Here is a 23,068-nt window from a genome sequence, read left to right on the forward strand (position 1 = left end):
CTAGCGACGCGCGTTCATCTTGAAACGTGGGATCAGCACGCAACGGGCCTGGCCGTTTAGGATCGCCACGCGGGCCGCATAGCGCGACGGCGGCGCGAAATAGGAACGGCGGCCGCCGGTCTCGACGCCCAGGAAGACGGGCCCCGTGAACTGGCAGACGGGATAAGGGCCGCCGCTTCCGGGTTCGCCCGGCCGTCGGGTGCACATCATGTGACCGACCCGATATTCGAAACTCGCCCCCTCGTACCGCGTGACCTGGGCCGTGCCCCAGGCCCGCTGGTAGCGGGTCTGGTCCAGGGGCGGGCAAGGGGGACCGCGAAGGCTCCAGAACGCGGCCTCGTCCGCCGACGCGTTTTTCTGGGCGAGATAGATCGCGGCGCAGATCCCGACCGACGCTGCGATCACCACCCACCCGCCGAGGCTCATGCCGCTGTCGAGGATGTTTCGACCGCCTCGCTGTCTGGCCATGAAAATCCGCCCCTCTGACGTCGCCAGTGGGCAGGATCGCTGGAAGGCCGTCAATCCTGGATGCGGACAGACCGGAACCGCACAGCAAAACGGGCGCCGCGGCGCCCGTTTCCATAATCAGCGAACCCTCGAAGCCCCTACACCCGCAGCGGCATCAGCACGTACTTCACGCCCGGGTCGGTGGGGTCGACCACCAGGGTGGGCGAGGCCGGGTCGGCGAAGCGGAACTCGGCGATCGGGCCGCCGATCTGGCCGCAGACGTCCAGCAGGTAGCGCGCGTTGAAGCCGATCTCGAAGGCCTCGCCGTCGTAGTCGACCTCGACCTCCTCGACAGCTTGGCCGGCCTCCATGTTGCGGACCGTCAGGGTGATGCGGCCGGGCTCGACCGCCAGTTTCACCGAGCGGCTCTTCTCGGCCGAGATGGTGGCCACCCGGTCGACCGCCTTGGCGAACAGGTCGTTGTCCAGGGTCAGGATCTTGGCGTTGTCGCGCGGGATCACGCGCAGATAGTCCGGGAAGGCGCCGTCGATGACCTTGGAGGTCAGGGCCGCACGGCCGAACTCGAAGCGGACCTTCTGGGCCGAGACCTGCAGGTCGACCTGCTCGCCGGCCGATTCCATCAGGCGGCGGGCCTCCTGGATGGTCTTGCGCGGCACGATGATGCCCGGCAGGCCGGCCGCGCCCTCGGGGGCGTCCATCTCGGCCAGGGCCAGGCGGTGGCCGTCGGTGGCCACGGCGCGCAGCTTGGTCACGCCGCCGTCGTTGACGGTGTGGAGGTACAAGCCGTTCAGGTAATAGCGGGTCTCTTCGGTCGAGATCGCGAAGCGGGTCTTGTCGATCAGCCGGATCAGCTCGTTGGTGTCGACCGAGATGCGGCCCGACAGGCCGTCGCTGCTCATCACCGGGAAGTCGCCGGCCGGCAGCACCGGCAGGTTGAAGCGCGAGCGGCCGGCCTGGATCACCAGGCGCGGGTCGTCGCCGCTGAAGCTGAGCGAGACGTCCGAGCCGTCAGGCAGCTTGCGGACGATTTCATACAGGGTGTGGGCCGGGGCGGTGATCTGGCCGGGCACGTCGATCTGGGCCAGGCCCTCGTCGATGATCTCCATGTCCAGGTCGGTGGCCGAGAACGACAGGGTGTCGCGATCGGCCGACAGCAGGATGTTCGACAGGATCGGGATGGTGTTGCGGCGTTCCACGACGCTCTGCACGTGACCCAGCGCCTTCAGCAGCGCCGCCCGCTCGATGGTAAGCTTCATATCTCGGTCCAGGTCCCAGGGCCGCCGCCGACAGAGAGAATCCCCCGCAGCCCCGCAATGAATGGACTTGCGACATTAGCGTAATCGCGCCGCTGGGGAAGAGGGGGCGCGCGACGGGGTGCGGCGAAATGCGCGCCCCGTCGCGCAAGGCGCCTTGCCTATGCTCCGTCGACGGTCAGGTCGGTGCGTGGTCCTCGTCCTTCGACAGGCTCAGGATGAGGACCATGGGCGAGCCTCGGCCCTAGAAAACCTCATCCTGAGCCTGTCGAAGGACGAGGTTTTCGCTTCCGAAGCCGAACGTGATCCGACCTAGACGGCGGCCGCGCGCTCGGCCCTGGTCGGCAGGGTCCAGCCCGGGCGGATGAAGTGGCAGGTGTAGCCGTTGGGGATGCGCTCCAGATAGTCCTGGTGCTCGGGCTCGGCCTCCCAGAACGGGCCGGCGGGCGCGACCTCGGTCACCACCTTGCCCGGCCACAGGCCCGAGGCGTCGACGTCGGCGATGGTGTCCTCGGCCACGCGCTTCTGCTCGTCGCTCAGGTAGAAGATCGCCGAGCGGTAGCTGGTCCCGATGTCGTTGCCCTGGCGGTTCAGGGTGGTCGGGTCGTGGATCTGGAAAAAGAACTCCAGGATCCGGCGATAGCTGATCACGGCGGGATCAAAGACGATCTCGATGGCCTCGGCGTGGGTCCCGTGGTTGCGATAGGTGGCGTTGGGCACGTCGCCGCCGGAATAGCCGACGCGGGTCTTCAGCACGCCCGGATAGCGGCGCAGCAGATCCTGGACGCCCCAGAAGCAGCCGCCGGCGAGGATCGCGGTCTCGGTGGTCATGGGAGTCGGCCTTTCGTCAGGGCAATGGGCGAGGCTACATGTTGGGCCTGTCCGGCGTGCGCGCAAGCGGCGCGTCCCCTTGCCGAGAGGTCATCCGTGAAGCCCGCCGCCGTCCTGTTCGTCTGCCTGGGAAACATCTGCCGCTCGCCCCTGGCCGAGGCGGCTTTCCGGCAGGAAGCCGCGCGACGCGGCCTGGAGGTCGAGATCGATTCGGCCGGCACCGGGTCCTGGCACGTGGGCCATCCGCCCGACCGCCGCGCCCAGGCGGTGGCGCGGCGGCAGGGGATCGACATTTCCGGCTATCGCGGGCGGCAGGTCACGCCCGACGACTTCCGCCGTTTCAGCCACATCGTCGCGCTGGACCGCGCCAACCTGGCGGACCTGAAAGCCCTGCGGCCGGCCGATGCGACGGGCGAACTGCTGCTATTGCTGGATGTCGTCGAGGGCCGCCAGGGCAAGTCCGTGGCCGATCCCTATTATGGCGAGGACGCCGACTTCGACGTGACCTGGGCCGACGCCGTGGCGGGGGCCAGGGGGTTGGCGGATCGGATCGAGGGAGAGGGCTAGAGCGCTTTTTTCTTCTTCAGCTCGTCTTCCCGGGCCTTGTGCCCGGGATCCCTCTGTCCGCCGTAGGTGCAGCGGTGGCGGTTCGCCAGCGAACCGCTTGCGTCTCACGGTTCAGCTGAACCAGGGGTCCCGGGCACAAGGCCCGGGATGACGGTTCGAGAAAGGGAAACGGCTAGGCCTTGGTGTCGAACGCCTCGCCCGAGGTGTCGCCCGTCGCGGCATAGGGGTTGGCCGCGCCGGCGGTCGGTTCGGCCGGGGCGTCAGGGCCCTTCGAGCCCTTGGCGGCCACGGCGACCATGGCCGGGCGGACCAGGCGGCCCATCAGCTCATAGCCGGCCTGCAGCACCTGGATGACGCCGCCGGCCGAGACCTCGTCCGAGGGCTGCTCCATCACCGCCTGGTGCAGGTGGGGATCGAACTTCTCGCCCTTGGCCGGATCGATCTTCTTGAGGCCGTTGCGCTCGAAGGCGCCCAGCAGCTCCTTCTCGGTCATCTCGACGCCGATGATGAAGTTGGTCACCGCCGCGTCCTGCGAGTCGCGCGGGCTGTGGGCCGTGGCGCGCGACAGGTTGTCGGCCACGCCCAGCAGGTCGCGGGCGAACTTCTGGATCGCATAGGCGCGGGCGTCGTTCATCTCGCGCTCGGCCCGGCGCTTGGTGTTCTCCGCGTCGGCCGCGTAGCGCAGGGCCTGGTCCTTCAGCGCCGCCACTTCCAGCTTCAGCGCCTCGATCTCCTGCGACGCGTCTTCCCACGAAGCCTGGTCGGTATCGAAAGCCACGTCTTCGGCCGGCGTCTGTTCGTCGGTCATCTCGTCCTCTATCCGTCCATCATCCGGCCAAGCACGCGGGCGGTATAGTCCACCAGCGGGATCACCCGGGCATAGTTTAACCGGGTGGGGCCGATCACGCCGATCGCCCCCAGCACCTTCTGTCGGCCCGACATATAGGGCGCCGCGATCAGGGAGGAACCCGAAAGCGAAAAGAGTCGCGTTTCGGCCCCGATGAAAATGCGCACGCCCTCGGCGGTCCGCACGTCGTCCAGCAGGCCGATCAACTGGCCCTTCTGCTCCAGGTCGTCGAACAGCCGCCGCACGCGCTCCAGGTCCTCCCGGGCGCTGGCGTCGGCCAGCAGGTTGGCGCGGCCGCGGACGATCAGGGCGCGGTCGGCGTCATCACCGCCGCTCCAGGCGGCCAGGCCGTCCTCGACCAAACGCGCCGCCGCGGCGTCCAGTTCACGCCGGGCCGTGTCCAGCTCGGCCGCCATCTCGGCCTTGGTCTCGTTCAGCGTACGGCCGCGCAGGCGGGCGTTGAGGAAGTTGGAGGCCTCCTGCAGGGCCGCGGGCGTGACGCCGGCGGCGCGCTTCATCAGCCGGTTCTCGACCGTGCCGTCGTCGAACACCATGATCGCCAGGGCCTGGTCGGCGCCCAGGGCCACGAACTCCACGTGCTTGACCCCGCCCTCACGGACCGGCGCCACCACCACCCCCGCACCGCCGGCCAGGCCGGACAGGATGGCGCTAGCCTCGCCCATCGCCTCCTCGAACGAGCGGCCATGGGCGAACAGCCGCGCCTCGATGGTCCGCCGCTCGTCCTCGCCGATGTCGCCCACCTCCAGCAGGCCGTCGACGAACATCCGCAGGCCGGCATGGGTGGGGATCCGACCGGCGCTGGTGTGGGGGGCGTCCAGCAGGCCCAAGTGGGCCAGGTCCTGCATGGTGTTGCGGATCGAGGCCGGCGACAGGGCCACGCCGCCCCGTGAAAGGGTCCGCGAGCCGACCGGCTCGCCGGTGTCGAGATAGGATTCGACCACGCGCCGGAAGATGTCGCGGGCCCGGGCGTCCAGGTCGGTGAGACTGGGAGTCTGAGCGGAAAAACCCGAAAAAAGCTGTGTCATCTAGCCTTCGAACGCGCCCCAGCGGGCTCCCCAGGTTCCGACGGGATTGGACGACCCCGTCGAAGTTAGGATAAGCGGCCCCATCCTATCACGCAAAGCCCCGGAGTTGTTCCATGCGTCCGTCCGAACGCGCCCCCGACCAAACGCGCGAAGTCACGCTGGAGACCGGCGTCAACCGCTATGCCGAGGGCTCGTGCCTGGTCAGCTTCGGCCATACCAAGGTGCTGGTCACCGCCACGGTCGAGGAAAGCGTCCCGGGCTGGATGCGCAACAAGGGCGCCGGCTGGGTCACGGCCGAGTACGGCATGCTGCCCCGGGCCACGCATACGCGCGGTCGCCGTGAAGCCGCGCAAGGCAAGCAGAGCGGCCGCACCCAGGAAATCCAGCGCCTGATCGGCCGCTCCCTGCGCGCCGTGGTCGACATGAAGGCCCTGGGCGAGCGCCAGATCAGCCTGGACTGCGACGTCATCCAGGCCGACGGCGGCACCCGCACCGCCGCCATCACCGGCGCCTGGGTGGCCCTGCGCATCGCGGTCAACTACCTGATCGAGGAAGGCGTGCTGAAGACCGACCCGATCCTGGGCCAGGTGGCGGCTGTCTCGTGCGGCGTGTTCAAGGACATCCCGGTGCTGGACCTCGACTACGAGGAAGACAGTCAGGCCGAGGCCGACAGCAACTTCGTGCTGACCAACGCCGGCGACATCGTCGAGATCCAGGCCACAGGCGAGAAGCGCGGCTTCACGCGGGCGGAGTTCGAGGGCCTGTTCGCCCTGGCCGAGAAGGGGATCGGGGAGCTGTTCGTGAAGCAGCGGGAAGCGGTGTCGGCGGCGAAGTAGGGCCCGGGAAGCCCCCTTACCATCGTCATCCCGGGCCTTGTGCCCGGGATCCCTCTATCCGCCGCAAGGGCAGGAGGGTGGCGCGCTGGCGCGCCATTTCGCTTCACCGTCGGCTGAACCAGGGGTTCCGGGCACAAGGCCCGGAATGACGGTTGAAAGGAAGTGCGAGGAGGAGAAAGTCTCAGTCCTCCTCGTGAACCTCGCCAGGACCCGGCTCGTACGTCATCAGATCCCCCGGCTGGCAGTCCAGTTCGCGGCACAGGGCGTCCAGGGTGGTGAAGCGCACGGCGCGGGCCTTGCCGGTCTTGAGGATCGACAGGTTGGCGATGGTCACGCCGACCCGGTCCGACAGTTCGGTCAGCGACATCCGTCGCTCCAGCAGGATGCGGTCCAGTTGCACGCGGATGGCCATGGGGTTCTTTCGTCTCCGCGTCGTCAGATTGTCAGTTCGGCTTCCCGGCGAAGGCGCGCGCCCTCGCGGAAGACCTCGGCCAGGACGAACACCACCAGGACCGGGAACCAGGCGCTGAGGCTGAACGAGCCGTCGACGATCTTGGTGTCCGGCGCCAGCCACTTGGCCAGGGCGGCGAAGATGTAGTGGCCGATCTCCAGGGCGGCCAGGACCAGGCCCACCACCCGCAGGCGGCGGACATTGTCCGGATGGAACGGGTCGCCGGCCGTCAGGGTGGAGAACACCCGCCGCAGGCGCTCGACGATCACCATCCAGCCGCCTGACAGCAGGGCCCAGGCGCCCAGCGCCCCGGCGAACAGCGGACCCTTGCTGATCAGCTCGTCGATCGCGCTGCCGATGTGCAGCTTGGCGGTGATCAGTTCGGGATTGAAGCTGAGCAGCAGCACCGCGACCGTGAAGATCGCCAGCAGGCTGACCCAGACCCACAGGCCCACATAGATCACGTCCAGGATGATCTTCAGGAAACTCGATACCGAGCCAGGCCCCAAGGCGCGCATCCGCTCTTCCCCTCACGCAGAAACGCCGACCATGCCCCGGCGGATCGGGACCGGTCAAAGGCGGGCTGGACGCCGGGTCAGAACGTCTTGATCGCGAAGGTCACGGCGGCGAGCGGCAGACCAGCGATCAGCGTCAGCGTGGCCATGCGGGTGGCGACGGCGTCGACGATGCGGATCAGTCTGGCGGCGGACATGGCGGGCCTTCGGGTCGGGTGCGGGACCGCGCCGGCATGGCGTGTCTCCCAGGTTCCGAAGATAGGGGGCGATTCCGCCAGCGCCAATGTTGCTTATCGATAAACGATATTAAACTTTAGCAATGATCGCGCTCACCGAACGGATTATGCGAGGTGTGGCGCCGTGGCCACCATCGCGCTCCGGCGACTGGCGGTTTCGTACCAGGCGGCGAGATTCGGCCGGCCTTGGCGCCAGTCCATCACCTGGCGGACGTCCAGGTAGGCCAGCTGGGCGGCGACCGCGATCTCGCCGATCTCGAAGCGGTCGCTGGGCGGCGTCCGGCGCTCCAGCAGGTCCAGGGCGGCCATTAGCACCGCGCCTTGGCGGTCGAACAGGTCCTGGCGGTGCGGACCCTCGCGCAGGCGCTCGCGGACGATGGCCACGGCGGCGTCGCCCATGCCGTCGGCCATGGCCTGGACAGTCAGGGCGGCCCAGCGGTCCGGACCGGCGGCGGGCGTCAGGGACCGGCCGGCCAGGTGCTCCAGGTATTCGCAGATCACCGGCGAGTCGAAGATCGGCGGGCCGTCGTCCAGGATCAGCACAGGGATCTTCGACAGCGGATTGATCGCCCGCACGCTCTCGTCGGTGAAGGGACTGGCGAGGGTCAGCGCCAGCCGCTCGGCCAGGCCCAGTTCGAAAGCGATCACGCGAACCTTGCGGGCGAAGGGCGACATGGGGGAGTAGAGAAGCTGCATGGTCTTGCCCCGGAAAGGAGTCGCGCGATGACGCTGAAGCTGGAAACTGGAACGAAGCTTGTCGCCGCCACGCACAACCCTGGCAAGGCCAAGGAACTGGCGGCCCTGCTGGACGGCCGGTTCGAGGTGCTGGCGGCCGGGGCCCTGGGCCTGCCCGAGCCGGACGAGACCGAGACGACCTTCGTCGGCAACGCCCTGCTCAAGGCCCGCCACGCCGCCGACCTGTCGGGCCAGATCGCCCTGGCCGACGATTCGGGCCTGTCGGTCGCGGCCCTGGATGGCGCGCCGGGCATCTATTCGGCCCGCTGGGCAGGCCCCGGCAAGGACTTCGCTTCGGCCATGGACAAGGTCGCCGAGCGGGTGGAGGAGACCGGCTCGCAGGATCGCTCCGCCTGGTTCACCTGCGCCCTGGCCGTGGCCTGGCCGAACGGCGGACCGGCGGTGGTGGTGCAGGGCGAGGTCCACGGGACCCTGACCTTCCCGCCGCGCGGCGACCGGGGCTTCGGCTACGACCCGATCTTCATCCCCGCCGGCTTCGACCAGACCTTCGGTGAGCTGGAGCCGGCCGCCAAGGACGCCATGAGCCACCGGGCCGTGGCGTTCGAAAAGCTGAAGGCGGCGCTGTTTGAGTGATGTCCCGCAGCGCGCAGGGCCGCCGCTGGGCGTCTACGTCCACTGGCCCTACTGCGCCAGGATCTGTCCCTATTGCGACTTCAACGTCGTCCGGGACCGCGGCAGGACCGGCGAGCAGGCGGCCCTGGCCGACGCCATCGTCGCCGACCTGACGGCCCAGCGCGCCCTGACCGGTCCGCGGACCCTGCTGTCGATCTTCTTCGGCGGCGGCACGCCCTCGCTGATGGAGCCCGCTCAGGTGGCCCGGGTGATCGAGGCGGCCAAGGCGCTGTGGACGCCGGCCGGCGACCTGGAGATCAGCCTCGAGGCCAATCCGACCGACGCCGAGGCCGACCGCTTCGACGCCCTGGCGGCGGCGGGGGTGGCGCGGCTGTCGCTGGGCGTCCAGGCCCTGGACGACAGGGCCCTGACCCTGCTGGGCCGCAACCACGACGCCGGCTCGGCCCGGCGGGCGATCGCCGTGGCGGCCCGGGCCTTTCCGCGCCTGTCGGCCGACCTGATCTACGCCCGGCCCGGCCAGACGGTCGAGGCCTGGACGGCGGAACTCGGCGAACTGCTGGCCCTGGGCCCGGAGCACGTCTCGCCGTACCAGTTGACCATCGAGTCCGGCACCGCCTTCGACCGCGCCGTCGGCCGCGGCAAGCTGGTCGTGCCCGACGAGGACCTAGCCGCCGCCCTGTTCGAGGCCACCCAAGCGGTGCTGGAGGCGGCCGGCTTCGACGCCTACGAGGTCTCCAACCACGCCCAGGGCGAGGCGGCCCGCTCGCGCCACAACCTCGTCTACTGGCGCGGCCACGACTATGTCGGCGTCGGGCCCGGCGCCCACGGCCGCCTGACCCTGGCTGACGGAAAGCTGGCCACCACGGCCCGGCGCGGGATCGCCGACTACATCCAGGCGGTCGTCGAAACCGGCGTCGGCTTCGAGCGCGAGGCCCTCACCGCCCTGGAGGCCGCCGAGGAGCGCCTGCTGCTGGGCCTGCGCATCGACGACGGCGTCAGCTTCGCCGAGATCGCCGCCCTGGACCTCTGGCCGGACACGCCGAAGGTGAAATCTCTGGTGGAGTCCGGCCTTCTGGCCGATGATCCCCTGCGCCTGCGCGCCACCCGATCCGGACGTCTGGTGCTGGACCGGCTGACAGGAACGCTCGCGACCTGATAACCCTTGCGTGCGCGCCGCTTCGTGGCCGCTCAGTCCGCGTCGGCCAGTCCTGTGTCGCCAGTCCTGTGTCGCCAGGCCCCGTGTTGAAAGTCCGCCCTTGAGCCGCCAGCTTGCCCCGCCCGTTCTGTCCGATGCGCCGCTGGCGCCCGGGCTCTACCTCGTGGCGACGCCGATCGGGAACCTGCGCGACATCACCCTGCGGGCCCTGGACGTTCTGGCGGGCTGCGACGTCCTGCTGGCCGAGGACACCCGGGTTTCCGGCAAGCTGCTGGCCGCCTACGCCATCTCCAAGCGGCTGCAGCGCTATGACGAGCACGTCGCCGACCGCGAGACGCCGCGCATCCTGGAACGGCTTGAGGCGGGCGAGCGGATCGCCCTGGTCTCGGACGCCGGCACGCCCATGGTCTCCGACCCCGGCCTGCGTCTGGCCCAGGCGGCGATCGCGGCCGGCCTGCCGGTGTTCCCGATCCCGGGCGCCTCGGCGGCCCTGGCCGCCCTGACCCTGGCCGGCCTGCCCACCGACCGCTTTCTGTTCGCCGGCTTCCCGCCGACCAAGACCGCCGCCCGCAAGACGTTCTTCGAGGCGCTGGCCAACGTCCGCGCCACCTTGATCTTCTACGAGGGCGCCTCGCGGGTGGCCGACAGCCTGGCCGACATGGCGGCGGTGTTCGGCCCCCGGCCCGGCGCGGTGGCCCGGGAACTGACCAAACTCTACGAGACCTGCGTCCGCGGCCCGCTCGACGAATTGGCCGCCGACCCGCGGTTCGAGGCGCCCAAGGGCGAGATCGTCATCCTGGTCGGGCCGGGCGAGGACGAGGTCGCCTCGGCCGACGACGCCGAGGCCGCCCTGCGCGAGGCCATGACCCGCCTGCCGCTGGGCGAGGCGGCCTCCGAAGTGGCCAAGGCCCTGGGCCTGTCGCGCAAGGACCTCTACCGCCAGGCCCTGGCCATGAAGGCGGCCGGATGAGCGCCGTCCGGCCCGCCCGTCCGGAACGGCAGGCCCAGAGACAGGCCCGGGGCGCGGCCGCGCGGCTGTCGGGACGTCGCGCCGAGGTGGTCGCGGCCCTGTGGCTGATGGCCAAGGGCTATCGCATCCTCGGCTTCCGCCTGGCCACGCCGCTGGGCGAGATCGACCTGCTGGCGCAACGCGGCGGCGTGCTGGCCGTTGTGGAGGTCAAGAGCAGGACCAGTCTGGAGGCGGCGCTGGAAGCGGTGACCTACGAGCAGCGGGCCCGCCTGCGCCGCGCCGGCGCTCACGTCGCCGCGCATCGCGCCGGCCTGCGCGGCGCCGTGGTGCGGCTTGACCTGATCGCCCTCGCGCCCGGCCGTCGCCCGCGTCACGTCGTCAATGCGTGGATGGGTGATCAATGACGCGCGAAGAGGCCGAAGCCCTGCTGACCCAGGCCGGCGAGCGGTCGGACAAGGCCTTTCCGCTGTTCGAGGCGGCCCTGGCCTGCGCCGTGCACGACGACCCCGACCGCGACCTCGCCCCGGTGCTGGACATGGCCAAGGCCTCGATCGACCGGCTGACCCAGCGGCTGAAGGACGAGTCGCCGGAAGAGGCCCTGGCCGAGACCATGGCCGGCGACTTGCGGCTGTCGGGCGACCTGATCACCTACGACCATCCCGACAACGCCGACGTGGTCGCCGTCGCCGAGCGCCGCAAGGGCCTGCCCGTCACCCTGGGGGTGTTCTACCTGCACGCCGGCCGGGCCTGCGGCCTGGACCTGCACGGCGTCGATTTCCCGGGCCACTTCCTGCTGCGGATCGAGACCGAGGAAGGCCCCCTGGCGCTCGACCCGTTCAGCGAGGGCCGGGTGGTGCTGCCGTCCGAGCTGTCGCGCCGGGCCCTGCGCACCGGCCTGATGCCCGACGTCGCCGCCAAGCTGGACGTGCTGATGAGCCCGATCTCGGACCGGGCCGTGTTGATCCGCCTGCAGAACAACATCTTCGCCCGCGCCCAGCAGGCCCGCGACTGGGCCAGGGCCGAGCGCTCGGCCCTGCGCCGCGCCCTGCTGGACCCCACCGACCACCATCCCTGGCTGGACGTCGCCGCGGCCCGCGAGGGCCAGGGCGCCCTGGCCGGCGCCCTACAGGCCCTGTCGCGCGCCCAGGTCCTGGACGGCGGCGCGACCATCGCCGCGCGGGCGGCGCGGGAACGGATGCGGCTGCGGCTGAACTAGCGAGCGGACTGGGGACAGGCGCATGTGCATGTTCCCCGACCTGCGCGGAAAGCGGACTTGGCGAATTTCAGCCAAGGGTGGTCAGCCGACTCCATCGCTCTTTTTTCGGAGGTGACCGAAACTACGAGCCCACGCCATTATTCGCGTTCGTTGGAGGTAGATTAGCGCGAACAGGCCGTAGGTGACGAACCACGCAGGCGTCGCAAGCTTCGGATAAGGCGACACGAGGAACAGCAACGGGACAGGCCACGAGATCAGGCATATCCCAAGGCCGACGACACGTCCTTTCTTATTTGGGGACATGTCTATCTCCCGAGAAAGCCAACTGTATCGCCGTACGATAGGGCGAAAACAGTCTCGCTTAAATTCCGCAATGGATGGTTATCGCACGCTAGATGGCAGGCGTATCTTAGTGCGTGATCGCTTACGCCCAACGATGCCTATGCGCCTGCTCTCTGAAGTACTCCCGATGGCCTCGGGCATCCGAAGCGATGCCTTCGCCTGCGATTAACGCCAGCCTATCCAACCCTTGATCAGTCAGTTCGTAAGCCTTGATGGCTGTTCCGTCCGTCGTGCGGTGAGGGCGAAGTGCTATCAGACCGATGGCCTGAAACTTCTTGATGCGGGCTTGGTGATTATGCGCTTCCTGCGAGTTCACGAACCAAAAGCCTACTTGGCTCAAGAAAGCCGCCTCTGACACCCGCCCAGGCAATGGCGGCTTTTCTGGCATTAGAAAGCTCCGGATACTCGCCCGCGCGTTCCCATGTGCGAAGCTGGCGGCCCTGGTTCGAAGTTCCAACGTTCGACTTGGGTAGATGGCGGACCTCTAGCCTGCCAGTTTACATGAAGCGCGGCGCGCTCAGCGAGGTCACAGACATATGGCCCTCCACCAGATAGAGATGTGACGTCCCGGGGCCATGCGCGAGTTTCGCATGGTTGAGATGACCCGCAAAGGTGTTCGCTGTCAGCTCGACCATATCTACGGCCGTGGTCACTGTATTGACGTCCACGAACAGGAGTGTGAAGCGGTTCCGGGCGGGCGCTTCTGGTCCCGCGTATGACGAGCCTCGGATCGACACGGTACGATTGAGGACATCGATCACAATCTCCTCAATCAATGCGTCGTGAGCGTACCAGTCGTCGATCGTCATAACGTCAGCTGGGGTCGTTGATGGATTGCGACCACATCACACAGCGTCGGAGAATGCGACAAGGGCCGGGGGCTGAAATAAGAGCCGCGCCTGAAGCCGGACCTTGGGCGCATGCCGGCGAGCGGACCGGGAGAAGGTCTTCAGGGTGGCTGGCGGTCTAAAGAGTCGGGCGGAAACCGGACCTTAAGCTTGCGATTAGCAGTCTCGCCCGTAACCGCCGATTGAATCGCTCCGGACCGTCGATGACCGCCTCGCCCCCCAGCCAGATGCGCGACCGAGCGCAGCGCCTGTGTGAGACCGAGCCGGCTCAGGCCTTGAAGATAGCGCGGCATATCCCGGACCCGTGGTCCAGATGCCAGTCCCTGTCGTGGGTGGGGCGATACTGGCCGGACGCGAAATTCATAGAGATCCTTCAGGAGGCAGCTGAAGTCGCCGCGCAGGCGAGCGACCCGTATCAGACGGTCGCCGTCAGCGCATGGCCGGTCCGCGCCTTGCTGGAAAGAGGCGCGCCGGCGACCACCATCGCCCGGCGAACGCTTCCGCTCGCGCGCGGAATCGAAAACCTAGGCGGCCGGTCGGAGGCGCTGATCTTGCTCTTCCAGGCTACGCTTCCGTACGAAAAGGCGCTTTGGGCGCCAGTCCTGGACGAGCTGGTGATCGCCTCCGAGCCTGTGCTGAACTGGCGGCAAAGGCGCAATTTCCGAAGCGTCGTCCAGCTTCTGCTTGGGAGAGATGCCGACCTTGCCGCCGCCTTGGCCGGTAGGGTCTCCGACGAGATGCTCCGGAGGGCCGCTGACAAGGCGCTCAAGGTCGGCGCAGCCATCCTGCCCAGACCGTTCTTTTGGCGCGGCGCGCAGGAGCGCTCTCAATACGGCGTGCCGGTTCCCGGGAACCGGACGCTTTGATCGCCCGCAACGGGGCGCGACATCACGAAAGCTTGGCGCTGGAAAGCGGACGCCGGATCGCGGCCTTGGCCTGCCCGTACACCTGTCTCGGACGCGCCTCGACAGAGAAGTCACCCCTCGCATTCGCCCGCCCGCCGCCTTAACTAGGCAGTCGCCGGGCGGGAGCTTGTACGCTCGGCCCAAGCCACACCGGAGTCGTCATGTCGCTGAGAGTCGCCGTCCAGATGGATCCCGTTCTGGGGATCAACATCGAAACCGACACCACCTTCCTGATGATGTGGGAGGCCCAGCAGCGCGGTCACCGGCTGTGGTTCTACACCCCCGACAAGCTGTCGATGGAGGACGGCCGGGTGTTCGCCCGCGCCCAGCCGTTGACCCTGACCAAGACCCAGGGCGCCCATGCGCAGCTGGGCGAGACCGTGATCCTGGACATGAAGGACGACGTCGACGTGGTGCTGATGCGCCAGGATCCGCCGTTCGACATGGCCTACATCACCGCCACCCACTTCCTGGAGAAGGTCCATCCGCACACCCTGGTGGTCAACAATCCGGCCGAGGTGCGCAACGCCCCGGAGAAGCTGTTCGTCACCGACTTTCCCGGCGTCCAGCCGCCGACCCTGATCACCAGTGACCACCAGGCGATCTACGACTTCCGCGCCCGGCACGGCGACATCGTGCTCAAGCCGCTGTACGGCGGCGGCGGGTCGGGCGTGGCGCGGCTGCTGGCCGACGACCCCAACCTGGACGCCCTGCTGGAACTTCACGCCATGATCGGCCGCGAGCAGGTGATCGCCCAGAAGTTCGTCCCGGCCGTCAGCAAGGGCGACAAGCGCATCCTGCTGGTGCACGGCGAGCCGGTCGGCGCGGTCAACCGCGTGCCGGCCGCCGGCCAGGTGCGGTCCAACCTCCGCGTCGGCGGCCGGGCCGAGGCGGTGGAGCTGACCCCGCGCGACCTCGAGCTCTGCGCGATCATCGGCCCGGAACTGAAGAAGCGCGGCCTGCTGTTCGTCGGCATCGACGTGATCGGAGAATACCTGACCGAGATCAACGTCACCTCGCCGACCGGCGCCCAGCAGCTCAAGCGGTTCGGCGGCGCCGACGCCGCCGCGATCCTCTGGGATCGGATCGCCGAGCTGAGCTCCACCTGAGGATTAGGAATGTCGTATAGACGACTGAATCGTCACACTTTCCTGAAACGTTCGTTTTTCGTTCTTGCTCCGCTCCAACGGCCATGATTGGCTTGTGGATAAAACGGTGGGCAACGGGACGGGAAAGCCAATGGCGGCAAGGGTCGTGACGGTTGCGTTCGAAGGCGTGGAAGCGCGCCGCGTCGACGTCGAGGTGCAGCTGACGGGCGGCGCCCAGGTCATGGTCATCGTCGGCCTGGGCGACAAGGCCGTGGCCGAGAGCAAGGAACGGGTGCGCGGCGCGTTCGCCGGCCTGGGCCTGGCCCTGCCGCCCAAGCGCATCGTCGCCAACCTGGCCCCGGCCGACCTCCCGAAAGAGGGCTCGCACTACGACCTGCCGATCGCCCTGGCGGTGATGGCGGCCATGGGCGTGATCCCGATCGACGCCCTGGACGGCTGGGCGGCGATGGGTGAACTGTCCTTGGACGGACGGATCGCGGCCTGCGCCGGGGCCCTGCCGGCGGCCATGGCGGCCGGGGCCATGGACCTGGGCCTGATCTGCCCCGAGGCCTGCGGGCCGGAGGCGGCCTGGGCGGGCGGCACGCGGATCCTGGCGCCGCGCTCGCTGGTGGCGCTGATCAACCACTTCCGGGGCGGCCAGCTGCTGTCGGCCCCGTCGCCGGGCCCGGTGATCGAGGGCGAGGCGGCCAAGGACCTGCGCGACGTCAAGGGCCAGGAGCACGCCAAGCGGGCGCTGGAGATCGCCGCCGCCGGTTCGCACAACCTGCTGTTCTGCGGACCGCCCGGCTCGGGCAAGTCGATGCTGGCCCAGCGCCTGCCCGGACTGCTGCCGCCCCTGAGCTCGCACGAGCTGCTGGAGACCTCGATGGTCCATTCGGTGGCGGGGCTGATCGCCAAGGGCACCCTGACCCGGGCCCGGCCCTACCGCGCCCCGCACCACAGCGCCTCGATGGCCGCCCTGACCGGCGGCGGGCTGAAGGCCAGGCCGGGGGAGGTGTCGCTGGCCCACAACGGCGTGCTGTTCCTGGATGAACTGCCCGAATTCGGCGCTCTTATGGCGGAAACACACCTAGCCCCTTGAATCGGGGGTCCGGGGGTATTTTCGCGCGAAGACCGTTTCGATTGGTTCAAAAAAGAAGGCGGCCGTGCTAAACGCACGACCGCCAGTCGGACCTCATAAAAGTTCTTGGCTCACATTAAGGCCGCCGGCCCCTGCCAGGGCTTGGCGGCCTTTCTCATTCCCGTACCGCGTCCGCGAGCGTGACGTCGGCTAGGGGGACTCTCCTGAGCATAACGTCTCCTTTCGCCAGCCCTGTGCCGGTGACTCTCGATAGCGCTCTGAGACCGATTCCGCAACCGCCTCTTCAAAGAAACTGAAATTGAAGAACTAACTCTCCGCACTCTTCGAACTCTCCTCACTCTTGCATTTTGTCTCCGAGGCTGACATAAGGGTCCAAATTGAGGAATCTCGATGACCGACGCCGCGCCAGAAACCAAAGGGAAGTTCGAGCGAAGCCCGACCTATCCCTTCATCTCCCTCCGCAAAGCGGAAGAGCGCGCAAATCAGTTCTGGGAGAAGCACCGCAAGGAAGCGGCTCGGATTGCCGCCGTGGCACCGACTTGGAGCTATGGCGCGAAGAGTAGCGGCCTTCAGCAGACAGTCGGCGCGCTGAAGCAGTACGGTCTTCTGGAGGATTTCGGTATCGGGGAAGATCGAAAGGTACAGCTTACGGAGTTGGGGCGACGCCTTGTAGCCGACCAGCGAGAAGGGGCGCGGGAGGCCGCTCGCCAGGAGGCAGCTATGAAGCCTCGCCTGTTTAAAGAGTATGCCCATTGGATCAATGATCCCCCGAGCGATAACCACTGTCTCAGCGAGCTAGAGCTTGATCGCGGGTTTAATCAGCCTGCCGCCTATGCCTTTCTAAAGGCGTTCAAGGAAACGGCCTCCTTTGCTCACCTGAGGGGCCGAGAGTCAGGCAAAGCGTCTCTGATCGATACGACTGATTCCGACCCATCTGAAATTGAGGTCTCGGAGGAGCCTGACGCGACGCCGGCGCGAGTTGTCGTTGCCGCCGCATCTTCACAGGCTATGCCGGCCCCCACGGGTCCCACTCCTCTCAGCGAACGGCTGAAGGTGCAGGTGACGGTGGGCTCCATTTCGGTCAGCGCCGTTCTTCAAACGGAGGATGAGGTCGACACAGTCATCCGCTTTCTTCAGGCAAACAAAGTTCTGCTGAGCGTCGGTTGATGGGGCTTTCTGCCTAACCTGCCTTAGCCACGTCTGGTGACCACCCGTTCAGCGGACGATGATGTCTTGGCAGAATGGGAAACCCGAGAATCCTGACCGCGCTAGAGCGCGAGTATGCCCGCCTCCTGGGCGAATACGAGATCGCCGAACTCGCGATCGAGCCGATAGTGGGATTGGCGGCGGTCGACGCTGCGGATCGGGAGATCAGCGCGCGCAAGTCGGCGCTGCGGTTCAAGATGGATCAGATCAGTTTGCAGATTCGCGTCGAATTCGACGCGATGTGGACGCCCCATCATCTCACACCGCTAAAACCGAGGCGTCGGCGCCGTGTCGGCCAGACCCAAGCGGCGTACAAGGCGCTGAAGATGGCGAAGGCGCCGCGAACCGCGCACGAGCTAGCCCGTGAGATCGCGCCTCAATTCGGCATACGTCCTGGCGACAATCGGCTGATCGCCAAGCTAGCGAGCGCCCTCACCGCGTCATTCAAGCGGCTCCTTGATGATGGACAGATCGAAAGCGACGAGGGGCGCCCGATTAGGTGGACCGCTCACGTGCGAGTTTGGCGGCCTGTCGACGCGCTCTCTTGCGCCGCGTCAGCTCCTTTAGCTCGCGTCGCATCCCGACCTGGAGAAGCCAAGCCGGCCGCTTCCCCCCAATACCCGACCAGTTCCGCGTCGGGGCGCAGAGCGGTCGCCCACGCGAGCACGGTCCGGTACTGCTGACCGTTGCTGACGAGACGATGGTCATCCCTCCAGGACATCTCGTCGGCATAGCGCTGAGCGTGCGCGGCGTTGAGTTGGAGATAGACACCGCGTTCAGCCCTGCGGATGCGGGAGTGCTGCGCCTCGACGCCGTTGATATGCACGCCCAGGATGCTGAGGCCCTTGGAGTGATTCACGGACGAATGATCTGCAAACGGGATGAAGAAGCGATTGTAGGAAGTCTGGTCGTCCGTCACCACATGCGCGCTCGGGTGGACAATCTCCATGATCGCGGGGATGGCGGCCTTTTCGTCCTTCACGACGACTGCGCGCGATCGGCCGCCAGCGCGGCGCTCCCGCATGGTGACGATCGAGCGTCGTTTACGATTGTACTCTTTCCGCCCGTCGGCGCGATCGGCCTTCATATTCGCCGGCCTGACGTACCCACCGATGTAGACGCCGTCGATCTCCACCACTCCTGTGAGGGTGTGCGCGGCCTGCGTCGCCGCCATCGCGCGGCGGAGCTTATGCAGAAGCACAAACGCGGTCTTATAGGCGCAGTTGAGATCGCGGCTGAGGCGAAGAGCGGGGTTACCGTTCACGCCGTTCACGAACAACAGGATCGCGGCGAGGATGTCCTGGAACGACATCTTCCGGCTCCGGAAGGTAGTGCCCGAGGTGACGGTGAACTGACGTTCGCAGGCCTTGCATTTGAACAGGCGCCGCACGCGGTACTCGTAGATCGCGTCACACCCACAATGGGGGCAGAACGGCTCTCCTCCGTTGTCCGCAAAGCGGACCGCCTTGAACGCGGCATAAGCTTCGTCGTCGCTCAGGCGAGCGACCTCGACGACGCTTAACGTCCGCGCAGCAGCGGATAGGAGGAAGTGCTGACCACTCCTCTTCGATCCCTCTGCCTTGTGCGGGCTCGCGCCTGACACGCCACATCTCCAGCGTCGCCGGATGTGGCGACGCCGGGGGCAGTGCAGGAGATGCGCCCGCTTTTAGTGACTCAAACGGTTGATTCAGGGACGTTTTCGCTGTTCGGCTTCGCTTTTCATGACTCCCCAAACCACCCGTGCATGGACAGCTCGTTGCGTTTCAAAACGAGACGTCCGGAGTTGATGTAGCGAGGGTCGGGCCACATTTGGGGGATGTAGTGGAGGAATTGCCGAGACGCTTTCCCCTACGGCTAGATCGCCATGCCCATGCGTTTACGCTCCCAGCTAAACCAGGGATCGACTAAGGCAAATTTGTGGGGTTAGCTTTGGGTCTCGGAAGCGGCGCAATCCTGCACCTGTCCCGAGACCCTGCCATTACGGCTGCTAGTGAAGGAATAATTACGGTAGCGATGGCTGAATGTCAAGATAAAATCCCGTACGACGCCGCTCTACTCACCGCCCTAGAAGCGTCTCTATCACAGGCCCGACTCGCGCCGTACCTCGCAGCGTCGTCCAACGATCTTACATATGCACTCCAGAGATATTTGTGGAATGCGCGTATCGCGAAGGCGTTCCTATTTCCACTTCAAGTAGTCGAAATAACTGTTCGGAACTCTGTTCACAACGCCCTTTCCAGCCGCTTCGGAAGCGAGGACTGGATCAAGGCTCCGCCGCAGGGATTTCTGACCCAGAAATCTGAAGATGCGCGCTTGAAGGCGTTAAGTCGTCTGGCTGAAGGTGGAAAGCTAACTCCGTCTCCGGATGAAATTGTCGCTACACTCACGTTCGATTTCTGGTCAAACCTTTTCCGCGTCGATTATAAGAGTACATGGGAAGACATTACTTTTATAAGGAAGTGCTTTCCCAATATGGAATCGCCCTATGACTGGAGGTATATCCAAAACCGTACTAGACGTGTTAACGCACTTAGAAACCGAATAGCGCATCACGAACCAATTTGGAACGAAGTTGACTTAAATCTTGATTTTGAAAAATGCTTAGAGCTTGTAAACATGAGCTCTAAAGAGACTAGAAAGTGGGTCCAGAGAAACTCAACGGTACACAGTATATTGCGATCCCCGCCAACCAAAACGCCGAGTCTTCCAGGGCTATCACTTTCAGCAGTAACTTTCGAAGAACCCGTTATTGCGGTTCGAGGCGAACTCGCCACATCCATCATCGACCGCATTGCTAATAAGAGGCCTAGCGCGGCCATAATAGATGATGGCGGAAAATATTATATAATAGACTCGTCGTCGGTATTAAACGGAATAGCAAGTGAGTCTAAAAAGGCAGATGGCTACGTTGACTTAAATTCAATCAAAATTGATGATATATCGGATCATTGGCATAAGAATATTATTCTGGCTTTAAATGATATTACAACAGGAGACATAGCGTCGATGTTTTATCCATTGGGCGCGAATAGATCAAAGAGGCCTTCGCACGCAATTATCAGTGACGCGCGAGGAAAAATAATAGGCATTATCGAAAAGCCATCAATTCGATATAGATAAAATATTGTTACGTAGTTAGTTAGTAATGGAAGCCATCAACGCAGCAACAATACTCCAGGCTCAGCGCCCAACGCCTCAGAAATCTTCACCAAGAACTTGAGCGACGGATTTTCCTCGCCGCGCTCGACGCCGGCGACATACCGCATCGCCACCCCCGATTCATGGGCGAGCTGCTCCTGCGTCAGGCCCTTCGCCTTCCGCAGTCGGCGAATATTCGCACCAACAATCGCCGCCCAATCCATCCCGGAATGTGGCGGCGATAGGCAGTTTGGCTCCAGGAGCCATTCTGCCTATTTTGTTTACCTATAAATGAGCAAGATAGACCCGATCTCAACTCACGATAGGGGATCGACATGGCGAGCGCGGGAGAATCGGATTGGGTGAGCGCAGCCGCTGGCGGGGTGATCTTCCTGGCGGTGATCGCCTGCGCCGGCGTCTACGCTGTCGATCGGTTCCAGGCCGCCACAGCGCCGAAGCAATATGCCGCCGCACAGGCGCAGCAGCAGGTGCAGCGCGCGCAGGAAGATGCCGCGATGAAAGCAAAAGCGGCTGAGGACGAAGAGGCTCGCGCGGAGAAGGCCAAAACCGAGCAAGAGGAGGCCCAGGCCTACGCGTCGGCGAAGAACGCGATCGAGTCCGTCCGTTCCAGCCTCGCCGATCCCGACAGTGCGCTCTTCAAGGATGTCTGGGCCGTGCGCGGCAAGCTCGCCGAGGCGCCCGAAGGCGTGTTCGCGTGCGGAACCGTCAATGCGAAAAACGGCTTCGGGGGCTACGTCGGCTATACGCCGTTTGTCGCAATCGGCTCGACCGTGCTGACGCCGCAGGATGGGATTTTTGAGGGCGTATTCCAGGAGGTTTGCCTGGACGGCAAGAAGCTGTTTCCTGTGCAGGTGTAGTCACACATTCGTCTGTCTGCGCCAAATAGGACGTAGAATGACATATTCTGGAGAAGTCCACCTTTTGGAGTCCTGTTGAGAGTCGCGGCCCGCTGGTAATCTGGCGAGGGGGGACCTGCGGAGGTTCACTATGCCCGATAGCTTCACGCCCGCTTTGATCCCGGCTGCGCAGTACCTGCGGATGTCAAAGGATCATCAGCGCTATTCAATCCGTAATCAGGCGCGCGCGATTGCCGCATATGCCGCCGAGCATGGCTATAAGATCGTCAGGACTTACACCGATCCCGGCGAGAGCGGCCTGACGCTTCGGGAGAGGCCAGGTCTCCAGGCGCTGCTCGCCGACGTATTGAAGCCGGACAGGCCGTTTCAGCGGCTCATTGTCCTGGACGTGAGCCGCTGGGGCCGTTTCCAGAACTTGGACGAAAGCGGCCATTACGAGTTCATCTGCTATTCGGCCGGCGTTCCCGTCATCTATTGCGCCGAGCTGTTCGACAATGACGGCTCTCCTCTCAACGCCCTGCTCAAGCAGTTCAAGCGCTTCCAGGCGGCTGAGTTCAGCCGAGAGCTTTCCCACAAGGTGTTATTCGCTCAACTTCTTCAGGCGAAGATCGGCCACAAGCTGGGTGGACACCGTCGGTACGGGTTCGAGCGTGTCCTGGTCGATGAACATGACCGTCCCGTACAGAAACTGGAGCGCGGCCAGACGAAAGCGCTCAACAACCAACGTGTCGTCTGGGCAATCGGCGCGGACGAGGAGATCGCCGTCATCCGCGACATCTTCCGCTGGTATGGCACCGACTGCATGAGCATGGTTGCTATTGCTAGGCGGCTCGATGCGAAAGGCATCCCGCCGGCGGATGGCACGCGCTGGAGCGCGCTGCGTGTGCGCAACATCCTGTCTAACGAGCTTTTAGTCGGCATCTACGTGTTCAACCGCACGAGCCAACCGCTCAAAGGGCCGCGACAGGCAAACCCACCCCAGACCTGGATTCGAACGAAAGTATTGGAGCCGGTAATCAGCCGCACGCTGTTCGAGAACGCGGCGCGGCGTATGCGCATTTGTCGGCGCCGCGTACCTTCAGAGGAAGCCATCGCCGCCGTGGCACGCCTTCTCAAGGCCAAGGGCTATCTAACGAATGAACTAATTGACCGTTGTCCGTACACTCCGAGCACGCAGACCCTGCGTCGGCAGTTCGGATCGCTTCAGGCCGTCTACGACCATCTCGGCTACCGCAATCGCTGGTATCGGCCACCAAAGGAAGAGCGGCCAAGGACCAAGGAAGAGATGCTCGGGATATTGCGGACCATCTACGAGCGAGAGGGGCATGTCAGCGAGGCGATCCTTAACGGCGACCCTTCATTGCCGAACACGACCCTTTATCGGTACCACTTCGGCAAGCTCACCAACGCTTACCGGTTAGCGGGCATTCCCTACGAATACATCGACTTCAAGCGGCGTGGCGTTGAACTCGGCAAAGTTAGGCGCGCGGGTGTGAGGCGGAAGGTGACGGTCCCCAAATGGCCAACGCTTGATGGCCTCTATTCCAATGACCAGTTGCTCGACTGCCTGCGGCGGCTGCATGACAGCTATGGCTATGTCACTGAGCGCCTGATCCGCGCCGACGCCGAAACGCCGCCGCCCGCTTTATTCATTCATCGATTTGCCTCACTAACCGAGGCGTATAGGCAGGCTGGCATCAGGAAAAGCCGCGCCAACGCCTGGAGCCGGGAGGCCCGCGTACAGCAGGCGATGGCGCTCAAGAGGAACGGACAGGCAGTCCCGTCGCAGGCCGATTACAGGGTGACGTCACGGGTTTATTAAACGCAGGCCGAAGCTTGC

General features: G+C 65.5%; 25 protein-coding genes and 1 pseudogene. 14 read left to right on the forward strand and 12 right to left on the reverse strand.

Annotation, left to right across the window (positions count from 1 at the left end; genetic code table 11):
* The 3 genes from ASD47_RS11075 to msrA form a co-directional block, all read right to left on the reverse strand.
* Entirely contained in the window at nt 1–468 is a 468-nt protein-coding gene (locus ASD47_RS11075) for a hypothetical protein (protein ID WP_056755876.1), read from the reverse strand.
* A gap of 137 nt (nt 469–605) precedes the next feature.
* The gene (gene dnaN / locus ASD47_RS11080) at nt 606–1,724 is read right to left on the reverse strand and encodes a DNA polymerase III subunit beta (protein ID WP_028040494.1); all 1,119 of its coding nucleotides are present in this window, start codon (nt 1,722–1,724) and stop codon (nt 606–608) included.
* 309 nt (nt 1,725–2,033) lie between these two features.
* On the reverse strand, nt 2,034–2,552 hold the full coding sequence (gene msrA, locus ASD47_RS11085; RefSeq protein WP_056755879.1) for a peptide-methionine (S)-S-oxide reductase MsrA: 519 nt from the start codon (nt 2,550–2,552) through the stop codon (nt 2,034–2,036).
* A 96-nt stretch (nt 2,553–2,648) separates the two neighbouring features.
* Here msrA and ASD47_RS11090 point away from each other — a divergent pair, with 96 nt between their 5' ends.
* Nucleotides 2,649–3,119, forward strand: coding sequence for a low molecular weight protein-tyrosine-phosphatase (locus ASD47_RS11090; protein WP_056755881.1), 471 nt, complete (start codon nt 2,649–2,651; stop codon nt 3,117–3,119).
* A 172-nt stretch (nt 3,120–3,291) separates the two neighbouring features.
* On the opposite strand, the gene grpE is transcribed toward ASD47_RS11090, so the two are convergent.
* Both grpE and hrcA read right to left on the reverse strand, forming a co-directional pair.
* Nucleotides 3,292–3,927: a nucleotide exchange factor GrpE gene (gene grpE, locus ASD47_RS11095; protein WP_056755884.1), complete on the reverse strand. Its 636-nt coding sequence runs from the start codon at nt 3,925–3,927 to the stop codon at nt 3,292–3,294.
* 8 nt (nt 3,928–3,935) lie between these two features.
* On the reverse strand, nt 3,936–5,012 hold the full coding sequence (gene hrcA / locus ASD47_RS11100; RefSeq protein WP_056755887.1) for a heat-inducible transcriptional repressor HrcA: 1,077 nt from the start codon (nt 5,010–5,012) through the stop codon (nt 3,936–3,938).
* Between the two features lie 113 nt (nt 5,013–5,125).
* Between hrcA and rph the strand changes: the two genes are divergently transcribed.
* Nucleotides 5,126–5,848 (forward strand): ribonuclease PH, encoded by a 723-nt coding sequence (gene rph / locus ASD47_RS11105; protein WP_056755890.1) that lies wholly within the window; start codon nt 5,126–5,128, stop codon nt 5,846–5,848.
* Between the two features lie 181 nt (nt 5,849–6,029).
* Here the strand turns inward: rph and ASD47_RS11110 are convergent, their stop codons facing one another.
* From ASD47_RS11110 to ASD47_RS11120, 3 genes are all read right to left on the reverse strand, one after another.
* Nucleotides 6,030–6,260, reverse strand: coding sequence for a helix-turn-helix transcriptional regulator (locus ASD47_RS11110; RefSeq protein ID WP_028040500.1), 231 nt, complete (start codon nt 6,258–6,260; stop codon nt 6,030–6,032).
* Nucleotides 6,261–6,283: 23 nt separating this feature from the next.
* Entirely contained in the window at nt 6,284–6,817 is a 534-nt protein-coding gene (locus ASD47_RS11115; protein WP_056755893.1) for a DUF2975 domain-containing protein, read from the reverse strand.
* Between the two features lie 338 nt (nt 6,818–7,155).
* Nucleotides 7,156–7,746, reverse strand: a complete 591-nt coding sequence (locus ASD47_RS11120) for a glutathione S-transferase N-terminal domain-containing protein (protein ID WP_056755896.1) — start codon at nt 7,744–7,746, stop codon at nt 7,156–7,158.
* 27 nt (nt 7,747–7,773) lie between these two features.
* Between ASD47_RS11120 and rdgB the strand changes: the two genes are divergently transcribed.
* The 5 genes from rdgB (at nt 7,774) to ASD47_RS11145 (ending at nt 11,721) form a co-directional block, all read left to right on the forward strand.
* The gene (rdgB, locus tag ASD47_RS11125; protein ID WP_056755900.1) at nt 7,774–8,379 is read left to right on the forward strand and encodes an RdgB/HAM1 family non-canonical purine NTP pyrophosphatase; all 606 of its coding nucleotides are present in this window, start codon (nt 7,774–7,776) and stop codon (nt 8,377–8,379) included.
* A gap of 25 nt (nt 8,380–8,404) precedes the next feature.
* On the forward strand, nt 8,405–9,535 hold the full coding sequence (gene hemW, locus ASD47_RS11130; RefSeq protein ID WP_156402217.1) for a radical SAM family heme chaperone HemW: 1,131 nt from the start codon (nt 8,405–8,407) through the stop codon (nt 9,533–9,535).
* Between the two features lie 100 nt (nt 9,536–9,635).
* On the forward strand, nt 9,636–10,505 hold the full coding sequence (gene rsmI / locus ASD47_RS11135) for a 16S rRNA (cytidine(1402)-2'-O)-methyltransferase (RefSeq protein WP_056755906.1): 870 nt from the start codon (nt 9,636–9,638) through the stop codon (nt 10,503–10,505).
* Nucleotides 10,502–10,909, forward strand: a complete 408-nt coding sequence (locus ASD47_RS11140) for a YraN family protein (protein WP_056755909.1) — start codon at nt 10,502–10,504, stop codon at nt 10,907–10,909. Before rsmI ends, ASD47_RS11140 begins: the two co-directional genes overlap by 4 nt.
* The gene (locus tag ASD47_RS11145; protein WP_056755913.1) at nt 10,906–11,721 is read left to right on the forward strand and encodes a SirB1 family protein; all 816 of its coding nucleotides are present in this window, start codon (nt 10,906–10,908) and stop codon (nt 11,719–11,721) included. The genes ASD47_RS11140 and ASD47_RS11145 overlap by 4 nt, the downstream gene beginning before the upstream one ends.
* A gap of 839 nt (nt 11,722–12,560) precedes the next feature.
* On the opposite strand, the gene ASD47_RS11150 is transcribed toward ASD47_RS11145, so the two are convergent.
* Complete coding sequence (locus ASD47_RS11150; protein ID WP_056755915.1) at nt 12,561–12,872, reverse strand: hypothetical protein; 312 nt, start codon at nt 12,870–12,872, stop codon at nt 12,561–12,563.
* A gap of 242 nt (nt 12,873–13,114) precedes the next feature.
* Between ASD47_RS11150 and ASD47_RS11155 the strand changes: the two genes are divergently transcribed.
* The 4 genes and pseudogenes from ASD47_RS11155 (at nt 13,115) to ASD47_RS11170 (ending at nt 17,173) form a co-directional block, all read left to right on the forward strand.
* The gene (locus ASD47_RS11155; RefSeq protein ID WP_056755916.1) at nt 13,115–13,777 is read left to right on the forward strand and encodes a hypothetical protein; all 663 of its coding nucleotides are present in this window, start codon (nt 13,115–13,117) and stop codon (nt 13,775–13,777) included.
* Between the two features lie 200 nt (nt 13,778–13,977).
* Nucleotides 13,978–14,925, forward strand: coding sequence for a glutathione synthase (gene gshB, locus ASD47_RS11160; RefSeq protein WP_056755918.1), 948 nt, complete (start codon nt 13,978–13,980; stop codon nt 14,923–14,925).
* Between the two features lie 130 nt (nt 14,926–15,055).
* Nucleotides 15,056–16,003 (forward strand): annotated as a pseudogene (locus ASD47_RS11165) (YifB family Mg chelatase-like AAA ATPase); the annotation flags it as partial.
* A gap of 393 nt (nt 16,004–16,396) precedes the next feature.
* On the forward strand, nt 16,397–17,173 hold the full coding sequence (locus tag ASD47_RS11170; protein ID WP_056755920.1) for a hypothetical protein: 777 nt from the start codon (nt 16,397–16,399) through the stop codon (nt 17,171–17,173).
* Between the two features lie 101 nt (nt 17,174–17,274).
* Here the strand turns inward: ASD47_RS11170 and ASD47_RS11175 are convergent, their stop codons facing one another.
* Nucleotides 17,275–17,469, reverse strand: coding sequence for a hypothetical protein (locus ASD47_RS11175; RefSeq protein WP_156402210.1), 195 nt, complete (start codon nt 17,467–17,469; stop codon nt 17,275–17,277).
* Between the two features lie 251 nt (nt 17,470–17,720).
* Entirely contained in the window at nt 17,721–18,815 is a 1,095-nt protein-coding gene (locus tag ASD47_RS11180; RefSeq protein ID WP_056755925.1) for an IS1595 family transposase, read from the reverse strand.
* Nucleotides 18,816–19,141: 326 nt separating this feature from the next.
* Here ASD47_RS11180 and ASD47_RS26115 point away from each other — a divergent pair, with 326 nt between their 5' ends.
* Entirely contained in the window at nt 19,142–20,332 is a 1,191-nt protein-coding gene (locus ASD47_RS26115) for an Abi family protein (protein ID WP_156402211.1), read from the forward strand.
* A gap of 35 nt (nt 20,333–20,367) precedes the next feature.
* Here ASD47_RS26115 and ASD47_RS11185 read toward each other — a convergent pair whose 3' ends face one another.
* On the reverse strand, nt 20,368–20,574 hold the full coding sequence (locus ASD47_RS11185) for a helix-turn-helix domain-containing protein (RefSeq protein ID WP_056755929.1): 207 nt from the start codon (nt 20,572–20,574) through the stop codon (nt 20,368–20,370).
* 111 nt (nt 20,575–20,685) lie between these two features.
* Between ASD47_RS11185 and ASD47_RS11190 the strand changes: the two genes are divergently transcribed.
* Together ASD47_RS11190 and ASD47_RS11195 are read left to right on the forward strand one after the other, a co-directional pair.
* A complete protein-coding gene (locus ASD47_RS11190) occupies nt 20,686–21,228 on the forward strand; it encodes a hypothetical protein (RefSeq protein ID WP_156402212.1) in 543 nt (180 codons plus the stop codon).
* 130 nt (nt 21,229–21,358) lie between these two features.
* Complete coding sequence (locus ASD47_RS11195) at nt 21,359–23,050, forward strand: recombinase family protein (RefSeq protein ID WP_056755937.1); 1,692 nt, start codon at nt 21,359–21,361, stop codon at nt 23,048–23,050.
* The last annotated feature ends 18 nt before the right edge of the window (nt 23,051–23,068 follow it).

The sequence above is a fragment of the Caulobacter sp. Root1472 genome (genome assembly GCF_001426985.1).
In the GTDB taxonomy this organism is placed as follows: domain Bacteria; phylum Pseudomonadota; class Alphaproteobacteria; order Caulobacterales; family Caulobacteraceae; genus Caulobacter; species Caulobacter rhizosphaerae.

Coding starts and splice junctions, on each gene's coding strand:
- ASD47_RS11075 (WP_056755876.1), bottom strand. CDS start 468: ATGGCCAGACAGCGAGGCGGTCGAAACATCCTCGACAGCGGCATGAGC.
- dnaN (WP_028040494.1), bottom strand. CDS start 1,724: ATGAAGCTTACCATCGAGCGGGCGGCGCTGCTGAAGGCGCTGGGTCAC.
- msrA (WP_056755879.1), bottom strand. CDS start 2,552: ATGACCACCGAGACCGCGATCCTCGCCGGCGGCTGCTTCTGGGGCGTC.
- grpE (WP_056755884.1), bottom strand. CDS start 3,927: ATGACCGACGAACAGACGCCGGCCGAAGACGTGGCTTTCGATACCGAC.
- hrcA (WP_056755887.1), bottom strand. CDS start 5,012: ATGACACAGCTTTTTTCGGGTTTTTCCGCTCAGACTCCCAGTCTCACC.
- rph (WP_056755890.1), top strand. CDS start 5,126: ATGCGTCCGTCCGAACGCGCCCCCGACCAAACGCGCGAAGTCACGCTG.
- ASD47_RS11110 (WP_028040500.1), bottom strand. CDS start 6,260: ATGGCCATCCGCGTGCAACTGGACCGCATCCTGCTGGAGCGACGGATG.
- ASD47_RS11115 (WP_056755893.1), bottom strand. CDS start 6,817: ATGCGCGCCTTGGGGCCTGGCTCGGTATCGAGTTTCCTGAAGATCATC.
- ASD47_RS11120 (WP_056755896.1), bottom strand. CDS start 7,746: ATGCAGCTTCTCTACTCCCCCATGTCGCCCTTCGCCCGCAAGGTTCGC.
- rdgB (WP_056755900.1), top strand. CDS start 7,774: ATGACGCTGAAGCTGGAAACTGGAACGAAGCTTGTCGCCGCCACGCAC.
- ASD47_RS11140 (WP_056755909.1), top strand. CDS start 10,502: ATGAGCGCCGTCCGGCCCGCCCGTCCGGAACGGCAGGCCCAGAGACAG.
- ASD47_RS11145 (WP_056755913.1), top strand. CDS start 10,906: ATGACGCGCGAAGAGGCCGAAGCCCTGCTGACCCAGGCCGGCGAGCGG.
- ASD47_RS11150 (WP_056755915.1), bottom strand. CDS start 12,872: ATGACGATCGACGACTGGTACGCTCACGACGCATTGATTGAGGAGATT.
- ASD47_RS11155 (WP_056755916.1), top strand. CDS start 13,115: ATGACCGCCTCGCCCCCCAGCCAGATGCGCGACCGAGCGCAGCGCCTG.
- gshB (WP_056755918.1), top strand. CDS start 13,978: ATGTCGCTGAGAGTCGCCGTCCAGATGGATCCCGTTCTGGGGATCAAC.
- ASD47_RS11170 (WP_056755920.1), top strand. CDS start 16,397: ATGACCGACGCCGCGCCAGAAACCAAAGGGAAGTTCGAGCGAAGCCCG.
- ASD47_RS11175 (WP_156402210.1), bottom strand. CDS start 17,469: ATGATGGGGCGTCCACATCGCGTCGAATTCGACGCGAATCTGCAAACT.
- ASD47_RS11185 (WP_056755929.1), bottom strand. CDS start 20,574: ATGGATTGGGCGGCGATTGTTGGTGCGAATATTCGCCGACTGCGGAAG.
- ASD47_RS11190 (WP_156402212.1), top strand. CDS start 20,686: ATGGCGAGCGCGGGAGAATCGGATTGGGTGAGCGCAGCCGCTGGCGGG.
- ASD47_RS11195 (WP_056755937.1), top strand. CDS start 21,359: ATGCCCGATAGCTTCACGCCCGCTTTGATCCCGGCTGCGCAGTACCTG.